28 protein-coding genes are annotated in these 26156 nt (G+C 35.2%); 26 read left to right on the top strand and 2 right to left on the bottom strand.

The features are described 5' to 3' along the window. Positions 1-9: 9 nt before the first annotated feature. The 26 genes from BMY57_RS04135 (at position 10) to BMY57_RS04010 (ending at position 23895) form a co-directional block, all read left to right on the top strand. Complete coding sequence (locus BMY57_RS04135) at positions 10-828, top strand: MetQ/NlpA family ABC transporter substrate-binding protein (protein ID WP_091772765.1); 819 nt, start codon at positions 10-12, stop codon at positions 826-828. A gap of 264 nt (positions 829-1092) precedes the next feature. Further along, entirely contained in the window at positions 1093-1818 is a 726-nt protein-coding gene (locus BMY57_RS04130; RefSeq protein WP_091772764.1) for a flagella basal body P-ring formation protein FlgA, read from the top strand. A 23-nt stretch (positions 1819-1841) separates the two neighbouring features. Then, positions 1842-2975 carry a CpaE/TadZ family protein gene (locus BMY57_RS04125; RefSeq protein WP_091772763.1) on the top strand — a complete coding sequence of 378 codons (1134 nt, stop codon included), beginning with the start codon at positions 1842-1844 and terminating at the stop codon, positions 2973-2975. A gap of 19 nt (positions 2976-2994) precedes the next feature. After that, positions 2995-4365 carry a TadA family conjugal transfer-associated ATPase gene (locus tag BMY57_RS04120; protein WP_091772762.1) on the top strand — a complete coding sequence of 457 codons (1371 nt, stop codon included), beginning with the start codon at positions 2995-2997 and terminating at the stop codon, positions 4363-4365. Then, the gene (locus BMY57_RS04115; protein ID WP_256205235.1) at positions 4337-5266 is read left to right on the top strand and encodes a type II secretion system F family protein; all 930 of its coding nucleotides are present in this window, start codon (positions 4337-4339) and stop codon (positions 5264-5266) included. Before BMY57_RS04120 ends, BMY57_RS04115 begins: the two co-directional genes overlap by 29 nt. Before the next feature lie 3 nt (positions 5267-5269). Next, a complete protein-coding gene (locus tag BMY57_RS04110; protein ID WP_091772761.1) occupies positions 5270-6205 on the top strand; it encodes a type II secretion system F family protein in 936 nt (311 codons plus the stop codon). A gap of 21 nt (positions 6206-6226) precedes the next feature. Next, the gene (locus BMY57_RS04105; RefSeq protein ID WP_091772760.1) at positions 6227-6445 is read left to right on the top strand and encodes a hypothetical protein; all 219 of its coding nucleotides are present in this window, start codon (positions 6227-6229) and stop codon (positions 6443-6445) included. 260 nt (positions 6446-6705) lie between these two features. Next, on the top strand, positions 6706-8115 hold the full coding sequence (locus BMY57_RS04100; RefSeq protein ID WP_091772759.1) for a VWA domain-containing protein: 1410 nt from the start codon (positions 6706-6708) through the stop codon (positions 8113-8115). A 26-nt stretch (positions 8116-8141) separates the two neighbouring features. Beyond that, positions 8142-8663, top strand: a complete 522-nt coding sequence (locus tag BMY57_RS04095; protein WP_091772758.1) for a hypothetical protein — start codon at positions 8142-8144, stop codon at positions 8661-8663. Position 8664: 1 nt separating this feature from the next. Continuing rightward, positions 8665-9549, top strand: coding sequence for a VWA domain-containing protein (locus BMY57_RS04090; protein ID WP_177176327.1), 885 nt, complete (start codon positions 8665-8667; stop codon positions 9547-9549). 71 nt (positions 9550-9620) lie between these two features. Next, positions 9621-10829, top strand: coding sequence for a hypothetical protein (locus BMY57_RS04085; protein ID WP_177176326.1), 1209 nt, complete (start codon positions 9621-9623; stop codon positions 10827-10829). A 55-nt stretch (positions 10830-10884) separates the two neighbouring features. Then, entirely contained in the window at positions 10885-11700 is an 816-nt protein-coding gene (locus tag BMY57_RS04080; protein WP_091772755.1) for a hypothetical protein, read from the top strand. Between the two features lie 69 nt (positions 11701-11769). Next, positions 11770-12645, top strand: coding sequence for a hypothetical protein (locus BMY57_RS04075; RefSeq protein WP_091772754.1), 876 nt, complete (start codon positions 11770-11772; stop codon positions 12643-12645). Next, on the top strand, positions 12635-13459 hold the full coding sequence (locus BMY57_RS04070; protein ID WP_091772753.1) for a hypothetical protein: 825 nt from the start codon (positions 12635-12637) through the stop codon (positions 13457-13459). Before BMY57_RS04075 ends, BMY57_RS04070 begins: the two co-directional genes overlap by 11 nt. 203 nt (positions 13460-13662) lie before the next feature. Beyond that, complete coding sequence (locus BMY57_RS04065) at positions 13663-13872, top strand: hypothetical protein (protein ID WP_091772752.1); 210 nt, start codon at positions 13663-13665, stop codon at positions 13870-13872. A 50-nt stretch (positions 13873-13922) separates the two neighbouring features. Beyond that, positions 13923-15242, top strand: coding sequence for a vWA domain-containing protein (locus BMY57_RS04060; RefSeq protein ID WP_091772751.1), 1320 nt, complete (start codon positions 13923-13925; stop codon positions 15240-15242). A 55-nt stretch (positions 15243-15297) separates the two neighbouring features. After that, positions 15298-16014, top strand: a complete 717-nt coding sequence (locus BMY57_RS04055) for a hypothetical protein (RefSeq protein WP_091772750.1) — start codon at positions 15298-15300, stop codon at positions 16012-16014. A gap of 17 nt (positions 16015-16031) precedes the next feature. Continuing rightward, positions 16032-17360 (top strand): hypothetical protein, encoded by a 1329-nt coding sequence (locus BMY57_RS04050; protein ID WP_091772749.1) that lies wholly within the window; start codon positions 16032-16034, stop codon positions 17358-17360. Positions 17361-17377: 17 nt separating this feature from the next. Continuing rightward, positions 17378-18193, top strand: coding sequence for a hypothetical protein (locus BMY57_RS04045; RefSeq protein WP_091772748.1), 816 nt, complete (start codon positions 17378-17380; stop codon positions 18191-18193). A 17-nt stretch (positions 18194-18210) separates the two neighbouring features. Then, positions 18211-19035 carry a hypothetical protein gene (locus BMY57_RS04040; protein ID WP_091772747.1) on the top strand — a complete coding sequence of 275 codons (825 nt, stop codon included), beginning with the start codon at positions 18211-18213 and terminating at the stop codon, positions 19033-19035. Positions 19036-19193: 158 nt separating this feature from the next. Then, the gene (locus BMY57_RS04035; RefSeq protein ID WP_091772746.1) at positions 19194-20534 is read left to right on the top strand and encodes a hypothetical protein; all 1341 of its coding nucleotides are present in this window, start codon (positions 19194-19196) and stop codon (positions 20532-20534) included. 37 nt (positions 20535-20571) lie between these two features. Next, the gene (locus BMY57_RS04030; RefSeq protein ID WP_091772745.1) at positions 20572-21390 is read left to right on the top strand and encodes a hypothetical protein; all 819 of its coding nucleotides are present in this window, start codon (positions 20572-20574) and stop codon (positions 21388-21390) included. Positions 21391-21413: 23 nt separating this feature from the next. Then, on the top strand, positions 21414-21800 hold the full coding sequence (locus BMY57_RS04025; protein ID WP_091772744.1) for a TadE family protein: 387 nt from the start codon (positions 21414-21416) through the stop codon (positions 21798-21800). Then, positions 21800-22465 (top strand): Tad domain-containing protein, encoded by a 666-nt coding sequence (locus BMY57_RS04020; protein ID WP_091772743.1) that lies wholly within the window; start codon positions 21800-21802, stop codon positions 22463-22465. The genes BMY57_RS04025 and BMY57_RS04020 overlap by 1 nt, the downstream gene beginning before the upstream one ends. Positions 22466-22483: 18 nt before the next feature. Then, positions 22484-22996, top strand: a complete 513-nt coding sequence (locus BMY57_RS04015) for a hypothetical protein (protein ID WP_091772742.1) — start codon at positions 22484-22486, stop codon at positions 22994-22996. A 110-nt stretch (positions 22997-23106) separates the two neighbouring features. Next, complete coding sequence (locus BMY57_RS04010; protein WP_091772741.1) at positions 23107-23895, top strand: hypothetical protein; 789 nt, start codon at positions 23107-23109, stop codon at positions 23893-23895. A gap of 55 nt (positions 23896-23950) precedes the next feature. Here the strand turns inward: BMY57_RS04010 and BMY57_RS04005 are convergent, their stop codons facing one another. Beyond that, positions 23951-25612 (bottom strand): M4 family metallopeptidase, encoded by a 1662-nt coding sequence (locus tag BMY57_RS04005; protein ID WP_091772850.1) that lies wholly within the window; start codon positions 25610-25612, stop codon positions 23951-23953. A 366-nt stretch (positions 25613-25978) separates the two neighbouring features. Beyond that, positions 25979-26156 (bottom strand): transposase (locus tag BMY57_RS04000; RefSeq protein ID WP_177176325.1); only part of this gene is annotated, 178 nt, incomplete at its 5' end.

Here is a 26156-nt window from a genome sequence, read left to right as displayed (position 1 = left end):
GAATATAACATGAAAAAGTTCATAAGTATGACATTAGCATTTATGGTGACTACTTTTATTTTAGCAGGGTGTAACTCAGGAGCAGATGAGACTGTTAAAGTAGGCTTAAACGGGTCCGGAATTCCGATTTGGGAAAAGGTAGCTGATTTGGCTGCTGAAGAGGGAATCGAATTAGAATTAGTGGAATTTGCTGATTACGTTCGTCCGAACTTAGCTTTAGCGGATGGTGATGTGGACATTAACGCTTTCCAAACAGTGTCTTACTTTGATGCTTTCATTGAAGAGCATGATTTAGATTTAGAACCTATTGCTACAACGATAATTGCTCCAATGGGTATTTACTCAGAAAAATATGAGAGTGTAGATGAGATTCCTGAAGGTGGAAAAGTAGCACTTCCAAAAGAAGCGACTAACATGGGGCGTGCGTTATTGTTACTAGAACAAGCCGGTCTCATTGGCTTGCCAGATGACTTCGACGGCAATGGAGATCTAGATAAAATTGAAGAGAATCCTAAAAATCTAGAATTTGAACCAGTTGTAGCAGCTCAGACCCCTCGTGTATTACCAGATGTTGCAGTCTCTGTCATTAATAACGGTATTGCAGTTGAAGCAGGATTTATACCAGTAGAGGATGCTATTTTCAGAGAGGATGATACAGCAACACCATACATCAATATCATTGCGGCTCGTGCTGATGAAACGGACAATGAAGCATACCAAAAAATAGCTGAAATTTACCAAACAGAGGAAGTAGCAGACCATATTCGTGAAGTATATGATAACTCGCTTATTCCAACATATGTTGAATTAGAAGAAATTGGGTGGTAATAGTATAGGTTTTCCAACCAAACATGACTTATGACTTACGCTTTGATAACAAAAAAGGAAAAAATAGTCCAAAAGACCCTTAACCTAGGGTCTTTTTTTGAGGATTTAGATTTATAGAAAAAAATTCCTAGTTTGGTAACATGGTAACTAGAAGAAGCCGTAAACCCTTTAGTATAAAAGGTTTATCTTGAATTTAAGGTATTTTTCCTGGAAATTTTATAGTAGTCAAAAAGGTGTAATTTATGCAGAAGGAAGGTAAGAGGAGTGCTGGAATCTAAAAGAAAAGCAATTATTTTTCTAATTTTAGCCATTTTATTAGCAGCTACATCAGGTTATTTAATCCTACAAAAAGTCCAATCGTTAAACAATGACCTCGGATCTTTTGTCACCGTCTATAAAGCTAACGGTGAAATCTCATCAAGAAAAATCATCACACCCAACGATGTTACAACTGAGCAAATACCCCAAAGATATTTAAGAGATGAATACATAACTTCAGATGCTGAATTAAGGAACATGGTATCACTTGTTCCTCTTTCAGAAGGGGAAATTATTACGAACAGTATGCTGAAAGAAGCGTCTGCGATTACAGATGAGAATACAAGGATTATATCACTCATACAATCTGAAAAAGTTTATTTTGATGAAGTCCTTGCTCCTGGAGATCGAGCCGACATTATCGTCTCCCATGAATTTGATGATGAACCTGTAACTGAAATTTTTATGGAGGATGTTAGTGTCATTCAAACAGCGAATCAAAGTGGAGATTTTGCTGGGGCTCGATTAGAAATCCCATTTGATAGAGTTACAGAACTCGTACACTTACAAAATTATGCAGATAGCTTAAGAGTCGTAAGAGCAAATGTAAGTGAGAATGAGCCGTCTGGAGAAGTTGAAACACCACAAGATGAATCAGGTGATGGGGAAGAAGCCGAAAATGAAAATAATAATGAAGAAAATGATTCAGAAGACGAATCAGATGAAGACTAGTAAATGAATCTTGGAGGAGACCTATGGATAGAGTTAATGATTTATTTGTAATAGGTAATCACCCTGAGCTTAATGAGACATTAGATGAACAATTAAGCAATGAATTTAACCTTAGTTATATCACAACAGCCGAACTTAAAAAAATTGAAGCTCAGATTATTATAGTCGTCAATCAAGATGATTCGACGGCAGATTTGGTTCAGGCCGTATTAGCTGAGAGCCCGAGTGCTTCTATTATTTGTGTGAATGGAGAAGAAGACTTTGATTTATTAAGAGGCCTTACACGAATTGGTGTGACAGACTTTTTTGTCTTACCTGGAGAAGAACTCATTTTAAAAGAAAGGTTAGAAGAACTAGCTAGAGAACATGCTCAACGAACCCTTTCCTTAGATGACACGGGTGGTTATAAGCGAGGTGGAGGTAAAGTCTTTGCTTTTTACAGTGGTTCAGGAGGGTCAGGTAAATCCCTCATCAGCACGACCTTTGCCCAAACTCTAAAGCTTGAATCAACCGCGAAAGTCCTGTTCATCGATTTGAACCTTCAGTATGGAGGAGCAGAGACTTATTTAGGTATTGAAAGCAATCGCTCGATGATTGACTTGATTCCTGTCATAAACGAGTTAGGGGAGCATCATATACGAAATGTCTCCGAGCGAGAATCACATTCAGAATTAAATGTTCTGGTAAGTCCTAAAGATGCCGAATTAGCAGAGAGAATTACGGAGGACTTTGTATTAAGGTTATTGAGAGCTAGTAAACGTAATTTTGATTTTATTATCATTGATTTGCCTATATGGATGGATGAGCGAACACTTATGGCATTAGAAGAATCCGATTTAATTTATTATGTAATGGATATCAATACTGTCTCCATGCGCGTTTTAAAAAGTGTTGAAAGCTTATTCACCAGACTGGGGATCAATCCTAAAGATAAACTCGAAATGGTTATTAACTTCAAAGGTAAAGATACTGAACTAAATAAGAAAGACTTAGAACGTTTTGTATCATACCCTGTTGCGACAGAAATCCGCCGAGATCAGAAAAACATTCAAGCTAAAATTAATCATGGTGAGCCGTTACGAAAAGAGCCTAAAGAGAAAAAGCTGTCGCCATTTGTAAAGGACATCAATAAATGGGTTCATTCCATGCTGAAATAAAATATAGGGGGGTGAGAGGATGTCGCTTTTTCAAAGAGAAGCTAAAGAGAAGCTAGAGCAAGAATTTGATTCTGAACTTAGGTCTAATTCAGGTTATATAGAAGAATTAGTCGAACACTATAAATCGCGATTATTAACGGAAGTGAACCTTGAACAGATTACTAGTTTAAGCGATTCAGATAAACGTTTAAAAATCGAGCGTTTCGTCAACCATTTTATGGCAGAAGAAAAAGTCGTCATCCCCAAGCAGGATAAAAAACGAATGCTCTCCATGTTAATTGACGAAAGTGTTGGTTTTGGTCCATTAGAACCATTATTAAAAGATGATGATATCACAGAGATCCTAGTCAACTCCCCTAAAGAAGTATATGTAGAAAAAAGAGGTCAACTTGAGAGGGTCAATATTTCATTTAAAGATGAGGATCATGTTCGACATATTGTCGATCGGGTAGTGGCCCCTCTTGGTAGACGTATAGATGAAAGTTCCCCAATGGTAGATGCTAGATTACCAGACGGTAGCCGTGTAAATGCGGTTATTAATCCAATCAGTTTAGGAGGTACTCTTTTATCCGTTCGTAAGTTTCGCAAAACACCATTTACGATGGATGATTTACAAGAGTTCGGCACTTTTACAGATGAAATGTCAGCTTTTATGCAAGCTTTAGTCAGAACGAAATTGAGTGTTTTGATCTCTGGAGGTACTGGTAGTGGTAAAACAACATTACTAAACGCATTAGCAAAATCAATCCCAACAAAAGAGCGAGTCATTACCATTGAAGACTCAGCCGAACTTCGTCTAGAACGACCTAATGCTGTTGGAATGGAAGCTCGCCCACCAAACGTGGAAGGTGAAGGGGAAATAACCATCCGACAACTCGTCAAAAACTCCTTAAGAATGAGACCAGATCGAATTATCGTAGGTGAGGTTCGGGGGTCTGAAGCTTTCGATATGCTTCAAGCAATGAACACAGGTCACGAAGGTTCTTTAACTACCGTTCACGCCAACACACCAATCGATGCGATCAATCGTGTAGAAGGTATGGTTGTCATGGCTGGTATGGACTTACCTACTGGGGTTATACGTGATTATATCACTGGAGCATTAGATTATATTATTCAAGTTCAAAGGCTCACCGACGGAACACGTAAAATCATGAATGTATCTGAAGTTGAAAAGACTTCGAGCGGAAAGATTGAGGTAAGAGACATATTTAAATTCCAACGCACTGGAATGGATGAAGATGGGAATGTAATCGGACATTTCACGGCAACAGGAATTTTACCTAAATGCTTACCTCATCTTAGAGTACATGGGATTGAATTTCGACCGTCTATGTTTGAATCCAAGGAGGGGTATAGCGATGAATATAACCATGTCTATACTCTATAGTTTATCCATACTAACTTTACTTATTGCAGGGTATTACTTCCTTGGTTATAGGTCTCAGAAGAAAGAATGGAACCAGAAAGTAAAAAAATGGTTTCCAGAAGAAGAGCGTAAAAGTTTTATTAGTAAATGGGGAGATCGATTCGATGAAAGAGAATCTTCCCAAGCCCTCAGAGATAAGCTACATAATGCGAACTTGAAGCTTTTACCCTCTGAATATTTAGGGATATTAATTGTTGGTTACATGACATTATTTGTCATGATGTATTCTATATTTAGCATGCCATTTAATTTAAGTTTGTTACTCCCGATTGGAATCTTGTTTATTGCCAATTACCTATTATTCTATTTTAGGAAAAACAGCTATGAGGCAAGGTTCAACGAACAGTTAAGTGAAGTCTGCCGAATACTTGGTAACGCGGCTCGCTCAGGGCTAACAGTAAACCAGGGAATTGACATTGTCGCTAGAGAAATTGATGGGCCTGCGGGAGTAGAGTTCAAACGAATCTCTAATGAACTTAAGATGGGTGTCACATTAGAGCATGCATTTAAATCGATTCAAAAAAGAAACAAATCAAGAGATTTCAACTTATTTATCGCAACCCTTTTAATTCAAAAGAAAACGGGTGGGAATCTCGCTCTTACCCTGGAAACAATGGCCAACACATTTGAAGATCGTAAAATTTTAAACCAAATTATCAAGACGATGACATCGGAACAAAAATATATATCATTCATCGTTCCGGCACTCCCTGTGTTTTTACTACTGGTCATGAATAACGTCATTGATGGCTTTATTGATCCATTGTGGTCCGGGTTTGGATTAATCATACTCTTTTTGTTTGTAGGAGCTATTGTTCTTTCGTTTATTCTTATCAGAAAAATTACGAATATAAAGGTGTAGCTTATGGATGCATTAATCATTTTATCAATTATAGCCTTTTGGTTTACAACATTGATTTGTCTAAAGCACTACTGGTCCTTCCTAAAGGATAAACGGGAAGCACTAGAGCATGTATCAGATGTGACCAACACTGATCCGTTCGAAAAGAAGGAAAAGAAGAAAAATAGGCGTGCCGAAATATTTAGTCATGTAACAAAGTATGCCGATGATTTTTCAGATTTAGGTCAGCGGATTAACTTTTTTAGTGAAAACCACATGGTTGAAGAGTGGCTAAGAAAATCCGGGAACCCATTAAAGCTGACGGTTGCTAGATTTCAAGGTTTGAAAATTTTTCTATTAATCGTTGGCTTTATTGCAGGTGTTTTAGCTGTATTAATAGGGTTACCGTTTTCTCAATATATGCTGGTATTTAATCCAGTTATTGGTTATTTCATTCCAATCATTTTAATTAAAAGAGAGGTGAAGAAACGACAACAAGCTTTACGGCGTGATTTACCTGATTTTATGGATACAATCAGCACGAGTTTGCAAGCGGGAGTTAGTTTAGATCAAGCCTTAAGGGAGGTCATACTTCATTTTGATGGACCGATAAGAGAAGAGTTTACTAGGTTTAATCAGGAAATTGATTTAGGAGTTCCAAGAGAGAAGGCTTACAGAGAATTACTTAAACGAAACGAAAATGAAGAATTTCAATCATTAATTAAAGGACTTATTCAAGGATTGGAATTGGGGATTCCAATCGCCCAAACTTTTAAAGTGCAAGCCGACGACTTAAGACAGATAAGGCAAGAGCAAGTTAAAGAACTAGCAGCTAAGGCTTCACCAAAGGTTACTTTAGTTACAACATTTTTAATTGCACCCGTTTCCATAATGATCATTGCGGGTTTAATGATCATGAATATGTTAATGGGTGATAATAGTATATTTAATTTATTTTAAAAAATAAGGAGGAAAATTATTATGAAATTTTTAATGAACATGTATGCAAAGGTGATGAACAAATCGGAGGAAATCAAGCAAGATGAGAGAGGGTCTCAAACACTAGAATGGATTGGGATTGCAGCGGTAATTGTTATTCTTGTTGGTGTAATTTCGCAAGCGTTTAGCGGAGGAGATTTTGGTAATACTTTAGTAACCAAGTTCAATGAACTAATTGAAGATATTGGAGGCGGCGAATAATTATATTATTAAAAATTAAGCCTAATTTATTGTAAAAGAGTAAAGCACCATATAATAAATAACTTAATAAGAAGAAGGATACATCTATTGTTTTAAAACTGCTACATCACAAATGTTAAAAGTAAAACGTTTATTTATTAAGCTATCAAGATTATACCCAAAGTAATTGAACGTATGAAGCAATCTAGTATAGGGTACTATGATTTAATAGATAACAATCTTAAAAAAAGTAGCAGTTTTAAAACTAAGGAGTTTTGAAGATGAAATTTAAATTTTTCATAGCGTTATTAGTCACAATGTTCATATTGTCTGGCTGTAAAGATAGTGAAAATACTGAGAAACATACTACTGATGAAGTAGAATCTGAAGAAGTAAATGCGGAACAAGACAGCGAAGAATTAGAAAAGGATGAAGAGAACAGCGAAGAAAAACAAGATGATTCATCAATTGCTTTGGAAGATCTCGATCCAATTCCAACGGATGTTGAAGGGCTAGCTAACCAATCTCCGGGAGTATTCGCTGGAGTTAATAGTTTATTTGATTTAGAAAATGAAATTAAAGAACAAATGGATGTTTTAGGGCCCATGAGTGATAACCCAACTGATGAAGAATATGAGAAGTACGTACGATATTTTTACTCTTTAGTCGCTGAAGATTATCCAAATCCAGAAGATATGATTAAAAAGTGGGAATTCTCTTCATTTGGAAATCCAGATTTACCTGACGAACGCTTCCATTTCAAAGAAAATTACAACGTAGAGATTATATTGGATTCCAGTGGAAGTATGGCAAATCCAGCCGGCAGTGGAACTAGAATGGATGTGGCTAAAGAGTCCATTAATAGTTTCTTATCCGAAGTGCCAGAAGAAGCGAATGTATCTTTAAGAGTCTATGGGCATAAAGGCTCGAGTGCAGATAGTGACAAAGAGTTATCCTGTGGTTCCATCGAACAGGTATATGGATTTGATACGTATAATGAGAGTGAATTTCAAAACGCTCTTAATCAATTCGAATCGAGTGGTTGGACTCCATTAGCTGATGCTCTAAAAGAATCCCAAGAAGCTTTAAGCGAATATGATTCGAGTAACCATACGAACCTGATATATGTTGTAAGTGATGGTATTGAAACATGTGATGGAGATCCTGTTGCTGTTGCGAAAGAGCTCTCTGACTCCAACGCTCAACCGATTATTAACATCATTGGTTTCCAGACTGATGCTGAAGCCCAACAACAACTAGAAGAAATGGCAGAGGTAACAGGAGGAATCTTTGCTTCAGCTAATAATGAAGAGGAATTACAAGAAGAATTTAAGCGAGCAGAAGAGATTATGGAAGCCTGGAAAAGATGGAAAGATGGTGCAATGAGAGATTTAAGAGCAGAGAGAGTTAATAGTAGCTTTGACATAATGGGACTTCATAATGATTGGTCCTTCACGACAACCCAAATAGGGAATCGTATGAACAATATGGCAGATATATCTAGAGAGCTTGAGTATGTGACACATGAACAAAGAAAAGAACTAAAAAGAAGAAATAAAGCTGTTATAAGTGAGATTAAGACGACAGTTGATCAACTTGAAGAGGACCTAAAAGAATTAAGAGATTCAAACCTAGAAGAAGCTAAAGAATTAATTGAAGATAAATATAATTCTCAAACAACAGAAGAATAAAAGGTCTGATAGCTAGGGGTATAGCAATGAAATTCAAATGTTTATTAATCTTATTTTCAACTTTATCTATACTGTCCGCCTGTAATAATGGTGAAAGTGCTGAAGAAGAACCTTCTAATGAAGTAGAATCTGAAGAAGTGAATGCGGAACAAGACGATGATGAGCTCGAAAAGGATGAAGAAGAAAGCGAAGAAAATCAAGGTGATTCATCAATTGCTTTGGAAGATCTCGATCCAATTCCAACAGATGTTGAAGGGTTAGCCAATCAGTCTCCTGGTAAATTTGCTAATGCGGACAGTATTTATGATCTAGAAGAAGAAATCCAAGAAGAAATGGCCGACATTGGTCCGTTGGGTGAAAATCCAACAGACGAAGATTATGAATTATACTTACGAAAAATGTATTGGTTAGTTGCGGAGGACTATCCAGATCCACAGGATGTCATTAAAAAATGGGAATTTGCATCTTTCGGAAATCCTGATTTACCTGACGAACGCTTCCATTTCAAAGAAAATTACAACGTGGATCATCTTAGATTCCAGTGGTAGTATGGCGAACCCCGCTGGCAGTGGAACCAGAATGGATGTAGCTAAAGAGTCTATAAATAATTTCTTATCCGCAGTCCCCGAGGAAGCGAATGTATCTTTAAGAGTCTATGGACACAAAGGGTCGAGTGCAGACAGCGATAAAGAGTTATCTTGTGGTGCCATTGAACAAGTGTATGGATTTGATACGTATAATGAGGATAAATTTCAAAATGCTTTAAACCAATTTGAGTCAAGTGGTTGGACTCCATTGGCTGATGCCTTAAAACAGTCTCAGGAAGCCTTGAGTGAATTCGATTCTAGTAACCACACAAACCTAATTTATGTGGTTAGTGATGGTATTGAGACGTGTGACGGGGACCCGATAGCAGTTGCCAAAGAGCTTTCTGACTCAAATGCCCAACCCATCATTAACATCATAGGTTTCCAGACAGATGCTGAAGCCCAACAACAATTAGAAGAAATGGCCGAAGTAACAGGTGGCATATTTGCCTCCGCAAAAGATGAGAAAGAGCTTCAAGAAGAGTTTGAACGAGCGGAAGCTGTACTCGAGGCTTGGGAAGATTGGAAGAAAGATTCATTATATGAGATAGATGTTCAGCGAGTTGAAAACAATTTCGATATTATGAAAGTCCATAACGATTACTCATTTACAACTTTATCTACACGAAATAACTTAAATAGTTATGCGGATGTACTAAAAAGAGTAGAGCTTATCACACATAAACAAAAGAAAGAATTGAAAAGCAAAATTAGAGAGACCATGGATCATATTGATGATGTTGGAGATCAATTAGAAGAGGATATGAAGGAGTTAAGCAAACAAACTATAGAGGATGCTAAGAAAACAGTAGAAGAAAGATACGAAAAACAAACATCTACAGATTAGATTAAGATCTAAATTTACACTCATGATAGCGTGAAATAACCCCGTAAAAAAGAATGAGTAAAAACGGGGTGATGAGGATTAAAAAGTGGTTTAAGAAAAGTGTAATTTTAACAATAGTGTTATATATAACTTTTTCTCCTTTACTTACACCTACCATACTTGCCGTAAGCCCTTGGTCAGGGGATTCATGGGAAGGTAATCCTTGGGAGGGTACCCCTTGGGATGGTTCTAGTCTCGAGTGGGAAGGTGAAACATGGCAGGGAAATCCTTGGGAGAGCAAAGGTTCTAAGGGCTCTGAAACTTCAGTCCATGGTAATTATGATTGGGCGATTGATCCTCGGTACTTGGAAGGAGGGGCTGTGGGTGATCAATTTGGGTATGACGGGTATCTTGGGTCACCTGATTTGCGGCCTGCACCCAATGTGCCGGTGGATGGTATTGATGTAACCCCTTCGGATAATTTTGGTTCTAGTACAGAATCATTTTATGAAGCTGATGCTTTTAAAAGTGTTCATTTTGCAACTAATAGTTTGAATAACATCGCAAACTTATCAGATCCCAACCCTTTTGGTTTTGACGGTAATTTAAGCCTAGGGAAAGTTACTAATAACATAGTACTTAACAGCTCAAAGTTATTATTAGGCGACAATGATACCGCAGTTAATATTTATGATACCGGTTCTAATACGTATGAAGTATTTAATTCAGCTAAAGAGCTAAGAGGGTTAGCTCAAGATTTTACAGATACTGCTGGTCAATCTATCAATAAAAGTAAAACATCGATGATTGGTAAATACTCATCTTTATTAAAAGAGTCTGGGAGTACATTTTTTAACAACACGGATATTTCTAATGTTAAAGGTACCTGGAATAGTATGGGTGCACTTTCAAAGTTTAATGCAGGGTTAGCTGGATTGAATTCATTTGTTTCTGCATATAAAACGGGTGAAAGTATTAGTGCATTTATGAATCTAAATGATAATGTCAGTGGTACAGTTAGAGCTGCTGCAGGTGCTGATATCGGTGAAAACATAGGGGACACAATTATGAGTGCTGGTGCATTAGCGATGGCTGTCCCTGGAGGGCAGGCTTTGGGGCTTGGTGTTACAGCTGTAGGTGCAGGAGTTTATGCTATTTCGAAGGGTGTAAAACTGTTTGCAAATAATTGGAAAGGAGACTTATGGTCTACTACTAAGTCTATAGGAAATAAAGCTGCAAACTCAGTTAAAAATGCAGCTAAAAAAACTTGGAGCACTGTTACTGGGTTTTTTTCAAAATAAAATATAGCTATTAGCTCTAAAGCACAATTAATAAATATTAAGGGGAAATGAGCTTGTGAATTTTAACCGAAATCAACTTTATAAATTAAGTAAAAAACACAAAAAGTCTTTTGAAAAGGTAGACATTAACCCATATGCTTACCTTAAAAATGATGTCCCCTATTATTTAGTTATATATATAAAAAGGTTAATAGGTACAGAGAAAGGTTATGCAATAATATCACCAGAACAAGAAGATTCTAAAGAATCAACAGATATTTTTGCTGCACATATTAAATATGCGATTACGACTAACAATATTGAAGATGGTTTAGATAGAACAAAGGTAGATCTTACTTCTCATGAAAAAGTTAAAGTTTACTTAGAAAATATACTAAGTATTGAACAGTTGAAGGATAGGGATGTATATAAACGCGCTCTTGAAACCATAGAACTGATGTTTACGTTACAAGAGGAATTTAATAAACAATGGAAGGAAGCCCAAAGACGAATTGATGACATAAATAAAAAGGGTTTTTTTTCTGAGGATGATTTAGAGGAATTAATGAGTTACATTCCAACTTTTAATTTAATCCAATACAAACAATTACATAAAAGATACATAAATCGCGAAGATTTTGATTTCATTTATGAAAATAGATATCATCTAAAACAATCTAAATCTTTAATTGATATAAAAATATTAAAAAGTATGACCAGTCCATATGTTAAACAGGAATTAGAAAATCTGTTAAAAAAATTAACAAAAAATATAGTTGTAACAAGCTTTGATACTTATGATTCGATTCACCAAAAGTGGGAAGATACTTTTAAAAGAGGACTAGAGGACCGGATTGAAAAAGAATTAAAACTTCTGCGTTATCCATCATAACCTCATGTGTAGTATGTGTAAAACTATATAAAACTTTGATAAGGAGATGTCCCGATCAAGGGTGTAACAATGAATTACCAAGACCCTAAGCTTAAGGATATATCCAAAAAACATAAAAAAATTTTAGAGAAAATTAGTATCCAACCAGGTGGTTATGTTGTTAATGGTAACCAATTTTTTCTAGTTGTTTATAGAAAAAAACGTATAAAGGGTTATACAGTAATTTCACCGCAATACCCTAAGAATGTTAGTCACTACATGGAAGCATTAGATTGGTTAGTAAAATATTCTTTATATGTTACGTCATTAAGTGAGGATGGTTATTTTAGAGCTAGCATTAATATGTCTTCTTTTGAAGTGGTTTATGCCTTTCTCAAACAGGTAACTGAGCAAGTTAATTTTAAAGAAAAACCCTTATTTATTGAGTGCTTGAATTCGGTGGAATATATATTAAATCTCCAAGATGAGCTTATTGATCAATATAACGAGTTTAATGCTGAACAAAATAAATTAGATCAAAGTTTAGAGGAACATTTTACAAAAGAATATGTAAATGATCTACTTCAGTTTGTTGGAGAATTAGAATATATACAATATACACAATTAAACACTCAATATCTAACCGTTGATAAATTTAAAGAAGTTTATAAGATTGCAAAATCCAATCCTGATATTAAACAATATTTAAATTATGATGTTAGATTTTATCTTTCCAAGTTCTCGAAAGGTAAAAAAGGATTTCGTAAATCGCTTCAGAACTTAAGTCACAAAAATAAAAATATGGATCAACTAACTAAGGAAGAACACATTGCTGCTGTTAAACAAACCGCTCTCGAAAGTGCAGAAGTTGTTAAAGCAAAGATATTGAAAATACTAAGGTTTCCTAATTCTAATCTATCTATTAAGCAGAATGTTATGATAAGGGGATTTGTTTGTGAATTTTGATAAAAAACGTCTTCTAGAACTAGGGAAAATACATAAAAAAGATTTTGAAAAAATAGAAGTGAATCCTTACGCATACTTCATAGATGATACCCCCTACTATTTTGTATTGTATAAATCAAGATTTATAGGTACAGAGAGAGGTTATGCAATTATTTCTCCCACTCAAAGTGTAGATCATAATAAATCAACTGAAGCCTTTGCAGCTTTTTTCAAGTTTATAATAACAAAGAAGAATATTGAAAATGGTGTTGACAGAACTAATGTTGAACTAAGTTCACATGAAGAAGTTAAGAACTATTTAGAAATCGTCTTAAAAAAAGAATCACTAGATACAAATACAAAAGAAATTTATCGACGGGCATTTGAGACCTTAGATCAAATGTTTAAATTACAAAATGAATTTAATGGACTTTGGAATGATGCTAAAAAATTTCTTGAAATGATAGATGAGAAAAACATCTTTTCAAGAGAAGAACTGGAACAACTGTTGAATTATGTGCCTTCGCTTAATTTAATCCAATATAAGCAATTACATAAAAGGTATGTAAATAGTGATGATTTTAATTATATTTATAAAAATAGGAATGAACTTACTAAAACAAATTCACTAATTAAGCCAAATACCCTAAAAGGAATGACTAGTCAAATTGTAAAATCTGAATTAGAAAATTTAATTAATAACTTAACAAGAGATATTAATATCACAAGCTTTGATTCTTATGATTCCATACATCAAAAATGGGATGTCACCTATAGAAGAGGTCTAGAAGACCTCATAAACGAAAAAATAAATCATTTACGTTACCCATCCTAATTACAGAAGGAAATTCCACACATATAGCCCTTTGTTATGGAGATAGTACAGGAGTATAAAAATGAGCAATAACATTCTCGAATTTAGAAAAATTGCCAAAAAGCATAAAAAATCTTAGATATCCAATATTGACTAATTAATATAAAGATGTGGATCTTTTTGATCATCAGTCCTAAAAATGTGTCCATGAAAGGAGGATAAAAATGTCTAAGAAGGAAAAGAAATGGAATAGGTTTTTTATCATTTTAATGGTCTTCATTTATGTTATTTACGCACCAATTACGATTTATGAGTGGCTAACTGGAAGTGGAGGTTTTCCGTTAACAGCAATTGTAGTGGGTACTGCACTGCCGTTAGCCAGAAAAAATTTTTTAAACAGGATACGTGCTCATGAAGAGAAGGATACTGCATAAAAAGATAGTTATTCAAGTTAAGTGTTCATGTAGATGGAGGTTTGGGTGATATGCTTAGATTCAAATGGGTTTTAAGCATGATCTTTCTTCTGGTTTTGTTGATGACCGCTTGTTCTAATCAAAATACCGCTTCAGACGAAAACGATGAGAATGAAGGTGAATCAGAATTTAATGAATTTCCAGAAGCTGCAACTGATCCAGAAGGAATGATTGAAGAGGGGCCTGGAGAGTTATTTTCCATGGATGAGATTGATGAAGAAGCGTTAAAGAATAGACTAGAAGCTTTACCTGAAGATTCCACGGCAGATGATGTTTATCGCTACTTAACATCTTTATTTGCGGCTGACTTTCAACCCCCATTAAGTAAGTATGAGAAATTTGATCCATCGTTCAGTGTTGAAGGCGCACCCGAGAGTGAAAATTTTGAAGAAGAAAATGAAACAGAAGAAAAGAAACAACATATTGCCTTATTAATGGATGCAAGTGGAAGCATGGGAGCTTCAGTAGGTAATGAAACGAAAATGGAAGCTGCTAAAAATGCTTTAAAACAATTTGTATCAGACCTACCTGAAGATGCCCAAATTATGCTTCGAGTGTATGGTCATAAAGGAAGTAACAAAAATGCGGATAAAGAACGATCATGTGAAAGTTCTGAGGTAGTTTATCCATTAGATATCTATGATAGTGAGAAGTTTGAGGAAGCTCTTTCTCTATTTGAACCCGTTGGATGGACACCGCTTGCAGCTTCAATAGAGGCAGCTGAGGAGGATTTAATGGAACACTCTGGCGATGATGTAGAAAATGTTGTCTATGTCATAAGTGATGGTGAAGAGACCTGTGACGGTGATCCAGTAAAGGCAGCAAAAGAATTACATGAATCAGGGATTGCAACCGCTGTAAATATAATTGGTTTTGACGTAGGAAATGAAGCACAGAAACAACTCCAAGAAGTTGCAAATGCTGGTGGCGGGGAATTTACTAATGTTGATTCGGGCGCAGAATTATTAGAAGCCGCTCAAAACAGTATAGGTAAAGCGCTACAAGATGCAAGTAACAATATATGGGGCGCTTTAGAAAAAACAGATATTAATTGGGATAAAATCGATAAGAATAATGAGCTGAACAGCATTTCGTCTGAATTTCAGGACATTATTAAAAGAGAAAGTAGACTCTATGATAGAGGTATTAACCTCCTTGTAGAACAAGAACAAATTAATGAAGAGGTCGTATCAGATTTAGAAAAATTAATTGAAGATCGATACAATGAGTTATCACAATATAATGAAGAACAATTTGATCAATACCAAGGCTTAATGGAAGAAGAGTACGAGAAAACGATTAATATGCTTGATGAATTAGGAAGAAAGTAAGTAGTAACCATTAAATCTATTAAGTTAATACATTAGAAAAGTTGGAGAGGTTAAAATGGATCATCCTTTAAGAAATACTTGGGAATTATATACAGGTAAATTTGAACAGATATTAGTGCTGATGTTAACCACAACGTTACCATTGCTCTTATTACATTCCTTCATTACGAACTACATATATGCGATTACACCGAGTTTTTCTGCAGTTTACTCCGTTGCTGATATTTATAACGGCTTTTTAACTTTGTTGTTATTTCTGTATGCCCAAACTCCTTATATTCGATTTGTTTATAACGAGCATGTTGGTATAGATCATAATCTTAGAAACTCGATTTATATTTTTCTAGTGAATGGATTCACTGTTTTTGTGTTTGCTTGTATTACGGCATTTATTAGTACGATAGGATTTGCCTTATTTTTACTTCCAGGATTAATCTTCTTAGCTTTGGTTTTCCCGGTACCATATATAAGTGTTTTCGATGAGAAGTCCGTTTGGAAATCGTTTAAAGAAGGATTTCGGATTGGTAAGAAACGTATTGTTAAAATATCCTTACTGCTTTTCGCTTTAGGGATGGTAGAACTATTATTTGGAATCTTTGTTACCTATCAATTATTTAACATAACATCTTCATTTGCAGCTCAGATGATCACCCAGATGACATTAAATCTAATATTTTTTCCTTTCTTAATTATGCTTATGACTTCTTTTATTTTGAAATGGCGTGAATCCTTAAAGACATTAGAAGTAGCAGAAGAGGAAAAAGTTGTTTAAAGAAAGTGGGTGCTAATGTGTTTGATAAGATTAAGAAACTTTTTATTTCGTTAGTTGTTGCTGTAATAGCTTTTTATCCATTATTTACACCAGTTGTTTATGCAGTAGACTCTTGGTCTGGTAATCCATGGACTGGTGACTCATGGGAAGGAAACCCTTGGGATGGATCTCATCTACAGTGGCAAGGAGAGTCTTGGGAAGGTGAGGGCACACAAGGTAATCCATGGGATGGCGAAGGAACTCAGGGGGAATCTTGGGAAGGAAGCCCTATCCAAGAATACTATCAGTGGCAGGCTTTACCATGGCAATTAGAGGGATGGGAAGCTGACGGCTTTACGGGAGATTATTGGTCCCAGAACGGGTTTAATGGGAACGGAACTACAGGAACCCCTTGGTCTCAAAACGGATTTAATGGAAATGGAACCGTGGGATCTCCGTGGGTCAATAACGGATTTAATGGAAATGGATTTGCAGGTTCTCCATTTTTGAACAATGGTTTCAATGGAAATGGAACTCAAGGTTCAGGTTGGGCTCAAAATGGATTCACTGCCAATTCATCAACAGGTGAAACAACTAATGGTGATTCATGGAATTTACATGACTTTGTCCAAAGTGATGGTTATAAGGCTGGCAAGTATGTGGTTAACGATGTCATTATGGGTCAAGTGGATCTAGTGGGAGATGCCTTTACTCATCAGAACATGCAGAACTTAGGATATAATTCTAGTTTTGGTTTAAGTTCGCTTAACAGTTTCAGAGGTGGCCTTCTTGTTAATGGTCTAAAATTAGGCATGGGAGATAATTTTGTCTTTGATGCTTATGATACAGCAAACACTGTTGCAGCCGGAGTCGGTGGAATTCAAGATTTTAGAACTGTAAGAAATTTAGCTCAAACGGCTGATAGTGTAAGTGACTTAGCAGCGGCTTCTAATATAACTCCACCTCCTGCTGCAGTAGGTGCATTATCAAAACTAAATGTTGCAGCAGCAGCTGTGGGGACAGGATTTTCAGTTGTTGAAACAGCGGGAAGTATATCTGACTTTAATGATTTAAGGGCCTCGGGTGCATCGGGGTCAGAACTGACTGAAGCAGGCGCTAAAATCGGAGAAGGAGTAGGAAGCACTTTAATGAATGCGGGTGTCGTTACAACCGCCATTCCAGGTGGTCAATTAGTAGGTGCAGGAATGGTCGCAGCAGGTGCAGCAGTATGGGTAGGTTCCAAATTAACGGGGGCTATTGCTAAACGTTGGAAAGGCAGTGTGAAAGAGACTGCTAAATCCATGTGGAACGGTGCAAAAGAGAAAGTAAGTGGTGCATTTAACACAGTTAAAGGTTGGTTCTCTTAAATTGAAAGGATGATAAGATGCAGGTTGAATTAAAACATAAAGTTGAACATCATAAGAAACTTTTTGAATCATATTGGATCGATCAAAAAAACCTATCTTATAAAGGTAACGTTTACCACATGGCTTTTTATAAAAGGTTTAATAAAGATACAGGTGGAATATTTTTCACATTAAGAGATGAAAACGTAACTAAAGAAGAATATTTGGAAGCTTTTGAATTATATACTCTTTTACTAACAAGATACGGTAAGACATTAAAATATGGGACTGAAAGAAAAAATATAAATATGATAGGGTTTGAGAAAACAAATACCTACTTAAATGATGTACAAAATAATACTAGTCTAACCAAAGAAGATTTTTCGATTATAAATTCACTACATGATTCAATAGAGCAAATACTAGATTATCAAAAACAACTATCTAACCTTATGAACCGTTTCAATAATTTTATAAAATCAAAAGAACCCAAAAATATCTATACTCCTGAAGATGTTGATGAAATATTAAAAATGAATGCAGAGTTAGATTATTTACAAAACAGACAAATAAATTTGTTAATTGACTCAACAGACGAATTTAAGTTATTACAACAAATCATTCAGCATAATCCAGATTTATCTAATGCAGAGATTAATAAATATATTGCTGAATTCACTAAAGGTAAAGAGCAAATGAGGGAAGAGCTTGCACAAGCAACATATATTGATACATCTAAAGTTCAATCTAAAGAAGAATATATGGATGCTTATATTCAAGATTATATCCAGAGGCAAAGAAATTCTAATAAAAAAATAATTAAAGAGTTAAGATATCCTGTAAATTTAACTTAACTGTATGGTGGAATTTAATGGCACCTCAAAAAGTTATTCAAGATGCAAAAATGCATAAAAAACTATTTGAAAAGTATACGGTACACCCTTTTTATGTTCATTTAAATGGAAATGATTTTTACTTAGTCTTTTATTCTAGCTTATTTAGTAAAGGTAATGATTTTATTATTTCAGCTACAAATAACAGAGTAACGAAAGGTGACTATAATAAAGCATTAGAATTACTTGTATTCTTACTTAATAATGGTGCTAGTATAGTGAAAAATGGTAATGCTAGAAAAAATATAAATATGTTAGCTTTCGAAAAAACAAAGTCTTTTTTAAGCCAGGTAGCAGAAAAAGTTAGATTGGACGAAGATATAAAAAATAACTATAAGAATGCCCTGAATACTATTACGAACAATTTAATTCTACAAAATGAATTAATTGAACTAATGGATCGATATCATTTATTTATTGAACAAAAACGTGAAAATGATGGAAATCGATTTATTCCGGAAGATGTGGAATATGTACAAACGATATTAGCTACATTAGATTATATTCAGTACCAGCAATTGAATAATGAACTTAATACATTTGATGATTTTGTTCAGATCAATGAAGATCTAAATTATAATAGTCAAGTTAAAGAATTAATTACATCTGATGTAAAAAGGTATATAACAGAGTTCTCTAAAAATAAATCTGCCCTTGAACAAGAAATTAAAAAGGTGACTTATTTTGAAAACCAAGGAAATCTAACTAAGGAAGAGCATGTTCAACTCGTTAAAGAAAGTTATAAGGATACACAACGTGGGTATCTAAAAGACTTAAAAAAAGATTTAAGGAATCTGGATTAAATTTTCATGCTTAGATGATACAGATAAAAAATTCAGATTATTATCCATAAAATCTACTAAACTTTTAATTTAGTTTTGGTATGAGATTACTTTTTATTAAACAACATGAACCGTTAATTATGATTAGTTTGTGAAAAAATTTGGGAGTGGGTGTTGATGTGTTTAGTAAATTGAAAAAAGTTTTAATTTCCCTAGTCGTTGCCGTTATAGCATTATATCCATTATTTACACCTGTGGTTTACGCGGTAGATTCATGGTCTGGTAATCCATGGACAGGTGACCCATGGGAAGGAGCTCCGTGGGATGGTTCAAATCTTGAATGGCAAGGTGATCCTTGGCAAGGTGAAGGAACTCAAGGAGATCATTGGGAAGGAAATCCAACGCAAGGAATCCCACCTAATCAGTGGCAGTCTTTACCTTGGCAACTAGAAGGATGGGGAGATGAAGGTTTTACAGGAGAGTATTGGACTCAGGAAGGGTTTATTGGAGAAGGAATCACGGGAAATCCTTGGTCCCAAAACGGATTTAATGGAAACGGAACTCTAGGATCACCCTGGGCTAATAGTGGATTTTATGGAAATGGGTTTGCCGGTTCTCCATTTTTGAACAATGGTTTCAATGGAAATGGGACTCTAGGGTCATATTGGATGCAACCTGGTTTCTCAGGAATAAGCGGTACTTCAAATGAAAGCTCTTTACATGATCAGTTTATTGATGTTATTAATTCTGATGGTTATAAAAGATCCGAATTGATTATTAAAGGTTTAGTTCAAGGTAAAGCAAATCTAATAGGTAATTTTCTTACCAGTCAAAACATGCAGGGCATGGGTTATGATTCAAAGTTTGGCTTTTCATCTGTTAGTGAATTCCGAAATAATATATTGATGAATGGGCTAAAGCTAGGTCTAGGAGATAACATTTTATTTGATACATATGACACTGCATCAAATACAAAACGATTAGTTAAAGGTACTTTTGATACCGTAAAAACTAAACAGTATCTAGATGCGGTAAAAAGTGCAAAGGACTTAACTTCGACAATTGACAATGCACAAGACTTAGCAAATGCTGTTAGTGTAGTGAATAACGGAGCTTCACCACATACAACTGCAGTTGGGGCGTTATCAAAATTTAATATTGCAGCATCCGCAGTGGGTACAGTGTTATCCGGGATAGACACTTATAATAAGATAGATACTTTTACTGATGTTCTGGGGAGCAATGCATCTACACCTGACAAAGTAGCTGCAGGAGCAGACATAGGAGCTGGAGTAGGCAATATGATGATGAATGCAAGTATAGCAGTAGCAGCAGTTAACCCAGTGGTAGGACTTGGCGTTGGTGCAGCAGGCGCAGGTGTATGGCTAGCATCTCGAGCTACTAAATTTGTTTCTAAAAACTGGAAAGGTTTCAATGGTGATACTTTAAAATCTATGAAAAATTCATTAGTTGATAGTGGTAAGAAAACGATTAATAAAATTAAAGGCTGGTTCTCTTAAGAATTAATACAGACTTTATTATATTGAGGGTGGTCATTTGAAAGTAACAGACCAGAGTTTAATTAACAAAGCAAAAAAATATAAGAAAGCTTTTGAACGTTACAGAATCGTTAACAATCACCTTTACTATAAAGGTGTCAATTTTTACATGGTAGATTATAAGAATCGAATTACAAAGGGTATAAAATTAGCTATTATATCTGATAAAGATGCGAGTCAAGAGGACTATGAATTTGCGTTTAAGAAAATTATTGCCATAAATAACTTGTTAAACAGTTTAATAGTTCTAGGATCCGAAAGAAGTGAAATTAATATGGGAGCCTATGAACAAACAAAGAATTTTTTAGAGGATGCTGTCACTGAGATTAGCACAAGTGGAACGGAAAAAGAGAATTTGCAAAATGGTGCCCAATATATGAATCAAATATTGGAGTTACATAGTCATCACTTAAAAACGATGGAAAAAGGTAAGCAGTTTATTGATCGCAAAGTAATAGACCAGCAAAAGTTTTTGCTTGAAGATTTAAGTGAATTAAAAGATTTGGTCGCTGAGTTGGATTATTTACAGTATCATATATTAAAAACTTCTCGCGAAATGATTAGTACATTCGATTTAATTAAGGGCTATTTGGAAGATGGTAAATATAACAAAAGAAATTATAAAGATGTCAAACAGTTTGTGAATCAGTTTGCAACAGCTGAGAAGAGAATAGATGTTGAAATGAAAAAAATTAATTATTTACCAGAGGAAGATAATATGTCCAAAGAAGAACATAAGAAAGCTGCATTAGAAAAACATGATCAAGATCAAGAAAGATATCTTGATAATATTAAAGAAGACACTAGAAATCTATAATTACTCAGGGAGGGTAATAGTTAATGAAAAAATTAAAATCTGAGGAAGGTTCAGCGACAATTGAATTTATAGGAATAGTCCCATTGGCTATTATCCTGCTAGCGATTATGATTCAATTCATTGTAAGCGTTAATGGGGTGATTGTAGCGCAATCGGCGGCTAATGAGTATGCGAAAGTGTATTCAGTTACCGAAAACCATGATCAAGCCACTTCTGCAGCACAGGAAGTTTTGAATTCGACAGGTAGCTACTTAAGTGGGTCAATCAGCGGACCCAACCAAATTAATAAAGAGTTTTCGACTACAGTAAATGCACAGATTAAGCTTATTTTTTTACCAGACGAGATATTAGGTCACGGAGTGCCTACGATCAATTTTTCGACCAAAGCCAATAGTAGGGTGATTGAGTGATGAAAAACATTTTAAAAAATGAACGAGGTAACATCGCGATATTTGTATTAGGTTTATTAACCATTAATATGGTGTTGTTTGTGTTTGTTTTAAACCTAGGTAGCGTCTTTGCTACGAAAGAGAAATCATCCACCATCGCTCAACAAGCTAGTATGGTTGCGACGAGTGTTTACTATGAAGAAGTCCAACGAGTGATAGAGGAGTATGAGGACGAAACATTAGAAGGAGCTTTACAAGCTTTTTTTGAAGATTTTGATGAAAAGGTGTCCGATAGAAAACAGTCTCTAACAAATTCAGGTCAATATTCTGGTTGGTCGGTAAAGGAAATTGAAATCGAGGCATTCGACCAGGTCTTAAATGAAGAATTGCATGAACCGCTCGTTAGAAATAAACTTAGAGATTTATTATCTAGTGAAGCAGTAGAAAACAAAGTTATCCAAAGGGTTAGACATGCGATTACATCGAATGGCGGTTTATTAGAGGATGCCCAGTTAAAGGTTGACCAAAATAAATTCCATGTAAAGGCATCAAACGAATTTAAATCTACCACATTAGAAGGTGTGATTGATAGTTTTAAAGAGAATGTTTTTCAAAGTTCTTCTGGACCTAAAATTGATTTTTTAGAAGAGGTATGGACAGGATCAACAACCATAGATCTTGAATAATAAAGGGAGAGATCATTAGTGAAAAAATTATTTCAGAGTCTATTACCGGTTTTAATGGTACCTATATTTTTAGTCGCTTGTGGTGAGTCAGATGAAGGGAAAGAACTAAGAAATTACCATAACGATTTCATGGATTACACACAAGAAAGAATGGATGAAATCAATATTATTGCTCAAGAGGCTTCCACAGCTACTAGTGTCGAAGAAATGTATGAGATTCAAGGTGAGGATTTACCTGTACTAGCAGGTGAAATGTTAGAGTACGTGGAATCGCAAGAACCTGAAACTGAAGCCGTTCAAGAGTATCATGAATTACGCAAAAAACAAATTGAAAAATGGAATGAAGCAATCACGGTTGAACTAGATGCTTTAGAACAGTTGGTGAATGGTGAAATATCTGAAGATGAAGCAACAGAAATTTCGATGGAAGCTCAAGGGTTATTTGGCGAGTTTGAGCAATTAACTCAAGAAGCGGATGAAAAACTACAAGAGTTAGCAGAAGAATATAATATCGAACTTGAAGAATCTTAAAGTTTTGGATTATTTCTATTACTATTATTGTTTGAGATGTTATGACTTAAACAGTATTCTGATGATAGAAAATAATATCTCATCGAGAAGTTAGCTAAAGGAGAAATATTATGTATTATGAATATATTGTTATAGCTTTAGGAGTTGCTCCTTTTATTTGGTTATATTTCTCGTTTTTAAATGTGAGAAAGGGAAAGCGAGATCAAGTGAATTGGAAAGGTCCACTTGGGCTATATATAGGGTTATGTTTATTAATATTAGTCATAGCCATTTATCAAAAATATACATACGACATTCCAATATTTATTAACAGCTCATCTTTTATAAGTGGATTAATTGTATCGGGAGGTCTATTTGCAATTATAGGTTTAGTTAATATATTTGTGACCTTTCGTTATCGTAAAAACCCGTTACCCAAAGATTTACATGATCCTAAGGTGGTTTGGATTCTTGGGGTTATTATATGTTTAGGTATATTTGTTTTTATGTCTTGGTTTTTTCCTGCTGGCAAAAAAATGAATTACACTTCAGCACTCAATAACGCCTATAGTGAACTTGAAGAAGATAATGATGAGGAAATAGGATTAGTTTTAGCAACTTCAGAAGAACGATGTATGAGAAGAAGAGATTGCGATTTTAAAGTGTATAACGTGTTTTATGCTAAAAACAATTTAGAAAAAACTCAGGATGTTCAGTTTTTAATTAGAACCATAGATAAAAATGGAGAACAGCAAAAAGAGATAGAGTCGAAAGTTATAACTATGGAACCAGGAGAGATCAAGTTAGTTGAAACAGAGGAAACAAATTCGTCTTCAGAGATGTGGATGAAATATTCATTCACAACAGATAATTGGTTTGATGGTTATCAGTATAGGTATCGTTATAGAGATAATCAATGAAATGTTGGAAGAAGCAATAAAAGCCCTCGCAACTAGTTGCGAGGGCTTTTATTCATTATTCTTCGTAAATTCCAACTTGATCAAAGCCGCTAGCTGTAGCTAAAGCTTCTTCACTATCTTCTCCGTATAAATCAACTGCTGATTGTATGATTACTTGGCGTGCTTCTTGGAAATCAGAATAAGGTGTTAAATAATGCGTCAGTGCACGGTAATAGATTTGCCCTAATGCATCACGTCCAATTTCTTGAGCAGTTAAATAAGCAGCATGGTTAATAATAGAGGAGTTAATGTGTACACCACCATTATCTAGATTAAGTGGTAAATCATAGTACTCATCCATATGTGATGGGTACATTCCTTCGCCATTCCCATATGGTACGTAATCTTCGTTAACAGGGAATTTACTAGGATCACTTAAGCTTCGTAATGCTGTTCGTCCATCTTCGATTGCTCCAGGACCCATGATATCCTCACCCATTTCCCAGTTTTCATCATCAATCAGAGCACCAAAGATATCAGCAAAGGCTTCGTTTAATGCACCTGGTTGCTCACGATAAACAAGGTTAGCTGTATTTGTAATAACCCCGTGAGTCATTTCGTGTGCAGCAACATCAAGACCTGCAGATAATGGAACCATGAAATCACCATCTCCATTACCATATGTCATGTGACGACCGTTCCAGAAGGCATTGTTATAATTGGTTCCATAGTTAACGTATGAAATGATCGCCATGCCTTCATCATCTAATGAATTACGGTCATGCTCTTCTTTATAATACTCATAAACCGTTTCTGAATTATAATGAGCATCTACGGCAGGGTGATGGTATTCATCTACAAAAGAAGCTGAGTCATTAGTTGCTAGCTCACCAGTGTTGTAATCGTACGTATAAATACCCTCTAATCCCTCATGGATATGGTTTGCAAGCATGAATAAAGTATCTTCTTTATCTGGTTTAACTCGAGACATATAAAGGTCCTTGCGGTGTTCACCATGAACACCTGTTCCGACACCTTTGTGATCTTTCATTTCATATTCTTCTATTGGATGCAGAGCATTAAACTTATCAATAATTTGTCCATTATGGGCATCTACATAAACAAACCAGTTACCTGGGTCATCAGATAGATACGTAACATTAACTTTATGGGCTAAATAGTTGTCACCTTCAAATGGGTAAATGACAAGTTCTGAGTTTGGCTCATATTTTAACTCTTCAGGAGCATTAACAGATGATATTGCTAATTCAATCGCTTTTTTTGCACTTAACTTAGGGGAAGTATTGAGGTGATCTATGATGGAATGATCACTAACGTGACCGTTGACTGAAACCACTTCATTTTGATCATTGAAGTGAACAATGACTTCTGTTCCCTCAATTGGAATGCCATTTTTCTCTTGGTTGAAGCGAACGTGTGTCATTCCAATCTCGTCTTTCTCAACATTTTTAGCTTTTAAATTTTCTTCAACACTATCAATGCCATGTTTAGTTTTATTCTTATTTAAGTATGCCATGGCATTTTTGACATCACTATTGGCAAACCGCTCTTTTTGCTTTTCTTGGACGAAGATGGGGACATGATCTTTAAAGTCCTTTATTTTTTGTTGTGACATAACATTTGGTGCTTGAATATCATCTTCGATGAGTGCGTGACTTGTTTGAAAGCCAACTAGTATTAATGTTGAAGCAAGTAAAACGGATGTCGCGCGTTTCATTTTCTTCAAATAAACCCCTCCTAATTGTTATTTAATAGATATTATAGATTGGAAGATTCAGGTTGTCATGATGATATCTCTTTAATTTATTGAATTATCTGAATAGTATAATGGTTTCAGTGTTAAAGGGACGAAGAGGTGATAAGCCTTGGAAAATCAACATTTAAAAAGGTTTATTACTATAGTATGATATTTCGGGTTTCGAATTTTATTAGGGAATGTGGACTACAAAAAACTTAATAGAATTAAGTTCAGCTTGTAGAGAAACCCCGTGTTTTTCTACAAGCTTTTTTAGGTTAATAAATAGATATCTCAATAATTTATGTCTATCACAACCTTAATAATAAGAAAAAGACTCTCCTCTACCTAGACCACACGGTCTAGGTGGAGGGCAATCTTCTTCATGTTCTGACAAGCAGCTGTCATAAGCGCTTGCTCTCGAACATTATCCCTTCCACGCAAACGACAATAGCGCAGCCCATGCAGTTCTTTTGAATCTGCGAAGCTACGTTCGACTTTCTCTTTTCGCATTCGATATATCCAT

The sequence above is a fragment of the Piscibacillus halophilus genome, from assembly GCF_900110685.1.
GTDB lineage: Bacteria > Bacillota > Bacilli > Bacillales > Alkalibacillaceae > Piscibacillus > Piscibacillus halophilus.
The sequence above is the reverse complement of the archived record's forward strand: the minus strand, read 5'-3'. Positions and strand labels throughout refer to the sequence as shown.

Coding starts and splice junctions, on each gene's coding strand:
- BMY57_RS04085 (WP_177176326.1), top strand. CDS start 9,621: ATGAGGATTAAAAAGTGGTTTAAGAAAAGTGTAATTTTAACAATAGTG.
- BMY57_RS04010 (WP_091772741.1), top strand. CDS start 23,107: ATGTATTATGAATATATTGTTATAGCTTTAGGAGTTGCTCCTTTTATT.
- BMY57_RS04105 (WP_091772760.1), top strand. CDS start 6,227: ATGAAATTTTTAATGAACATGTATGCAAAGGTGATGAACAAATCGGAG.
- BMY57_RS04065 (WP_091772752.1), top strand. CDS start 13,663: ATGTCTAAGAAGGAAAAGAAATGGAATAGGTTTTTTATCATTTTAATG.
- BMY57_RS04120 (WP_091772762.1), top strand. CDS start 2,995: ATGTCGCTTTTTCAAAGAGAAGCTAAAGAGAAGCTAGAGCAAGAATTT.
- BMY57_RS04115 (WP_256205235.1), top strand. CDS start 4,337: ATGAATATAACCATGTCTATACTCTATAGTTTATCCATACTAACTTTA.
- BMY57_RS04075 (WP_091772754.1), top strand. CDS start 11,770: ATGAATTACCAAGACCCTAAGCTTAAGGATATATCCAAAAAACATAAA.
- BMY57_RS04025 (WP_091772744.1), top strand. CDS start 21,414: ATGAAAAAATTAAAATCTGAGGAAGGTTCAGCGACAATTGAATTTATA.
- BMY57_RS04095 (WP_091772758.1), top strand. CDS start 8,142: ATGAAATTCAAATGTTTATTAATCTTATTTTCAACTTTATCTATACTG.
- BMY57_RS04135 (WP_091772765.1), top strand. CDS start 10: ATGAAAAAGTTCATAAGTATGACATTAGCATTTATGGTGACTACTTTT.
- BMY57_RS04055 (WP_091772750.1), top strand. CDS start 15,298: ATGGATCATCCTTTAAGAAATACTTGGGAATTATATACAGGTAAATTT.
- BMY57_RS04005 (WP_091772850.1), bottom strand. CDS start 25,612: ATGAAACGCGCGACATCCGTTTTACTTGCTTCAACATTAATACTAGTT.
- BMY57_RS04045 (WP_091772748.1), top strand. CDS start 17,378: ATGCAGGTTGAATTAAAACATAAAGTTGAACATCATAAGAAACTTTTT.
- BMY57_RS04110 (WP_091772761.1), top strand. CDS start 5,270: ATGGATGCATTAATCATTTTATCAATTATAGCCTTTTGGTTTACAACA.
- BMY57_RS04125 (WP_091772763.1), top strand. CDS start 1,842: ATGGATAGAGTTAATGATTTATTTGTAATAGGTAATCACCCTGAGCTT.
- BMY57_RS04020 (WP_091772743.1), top strand. CDS start 21,800: ATGAAAAACATTTTAAAAAATGAACGAGGTAACATCGCGATATTTGTA.
- BMY57_RS04100 (WP_091772759.1), top strand. CDS start 6,706: ATGAAATTTAAATTTTTCATAGCGTTATTAGTCACAATGTTCATATTG.
- BMY57_RS04040 (WP_091772747.1), top strand. CDS start 18,211: ATGGCACCTCAAAAAGTTATTCAAGATGCAAAAATGCATAAAAAACTA.
- BMY57_RS04090 (WP_177176327.1), top strand. CDS start 8,665: ATGGCGAACCCCGCTGGCAGTGGAACCAGAATGGATGTAGCTAAAGAG.
- BMY57_RS04060 (WP_091772751.1), top strand. CDS start 13,923: ATGCTTAGATTCAAATGGGTTTTAAGCATGATCTTTCTTCTGGTTTTG.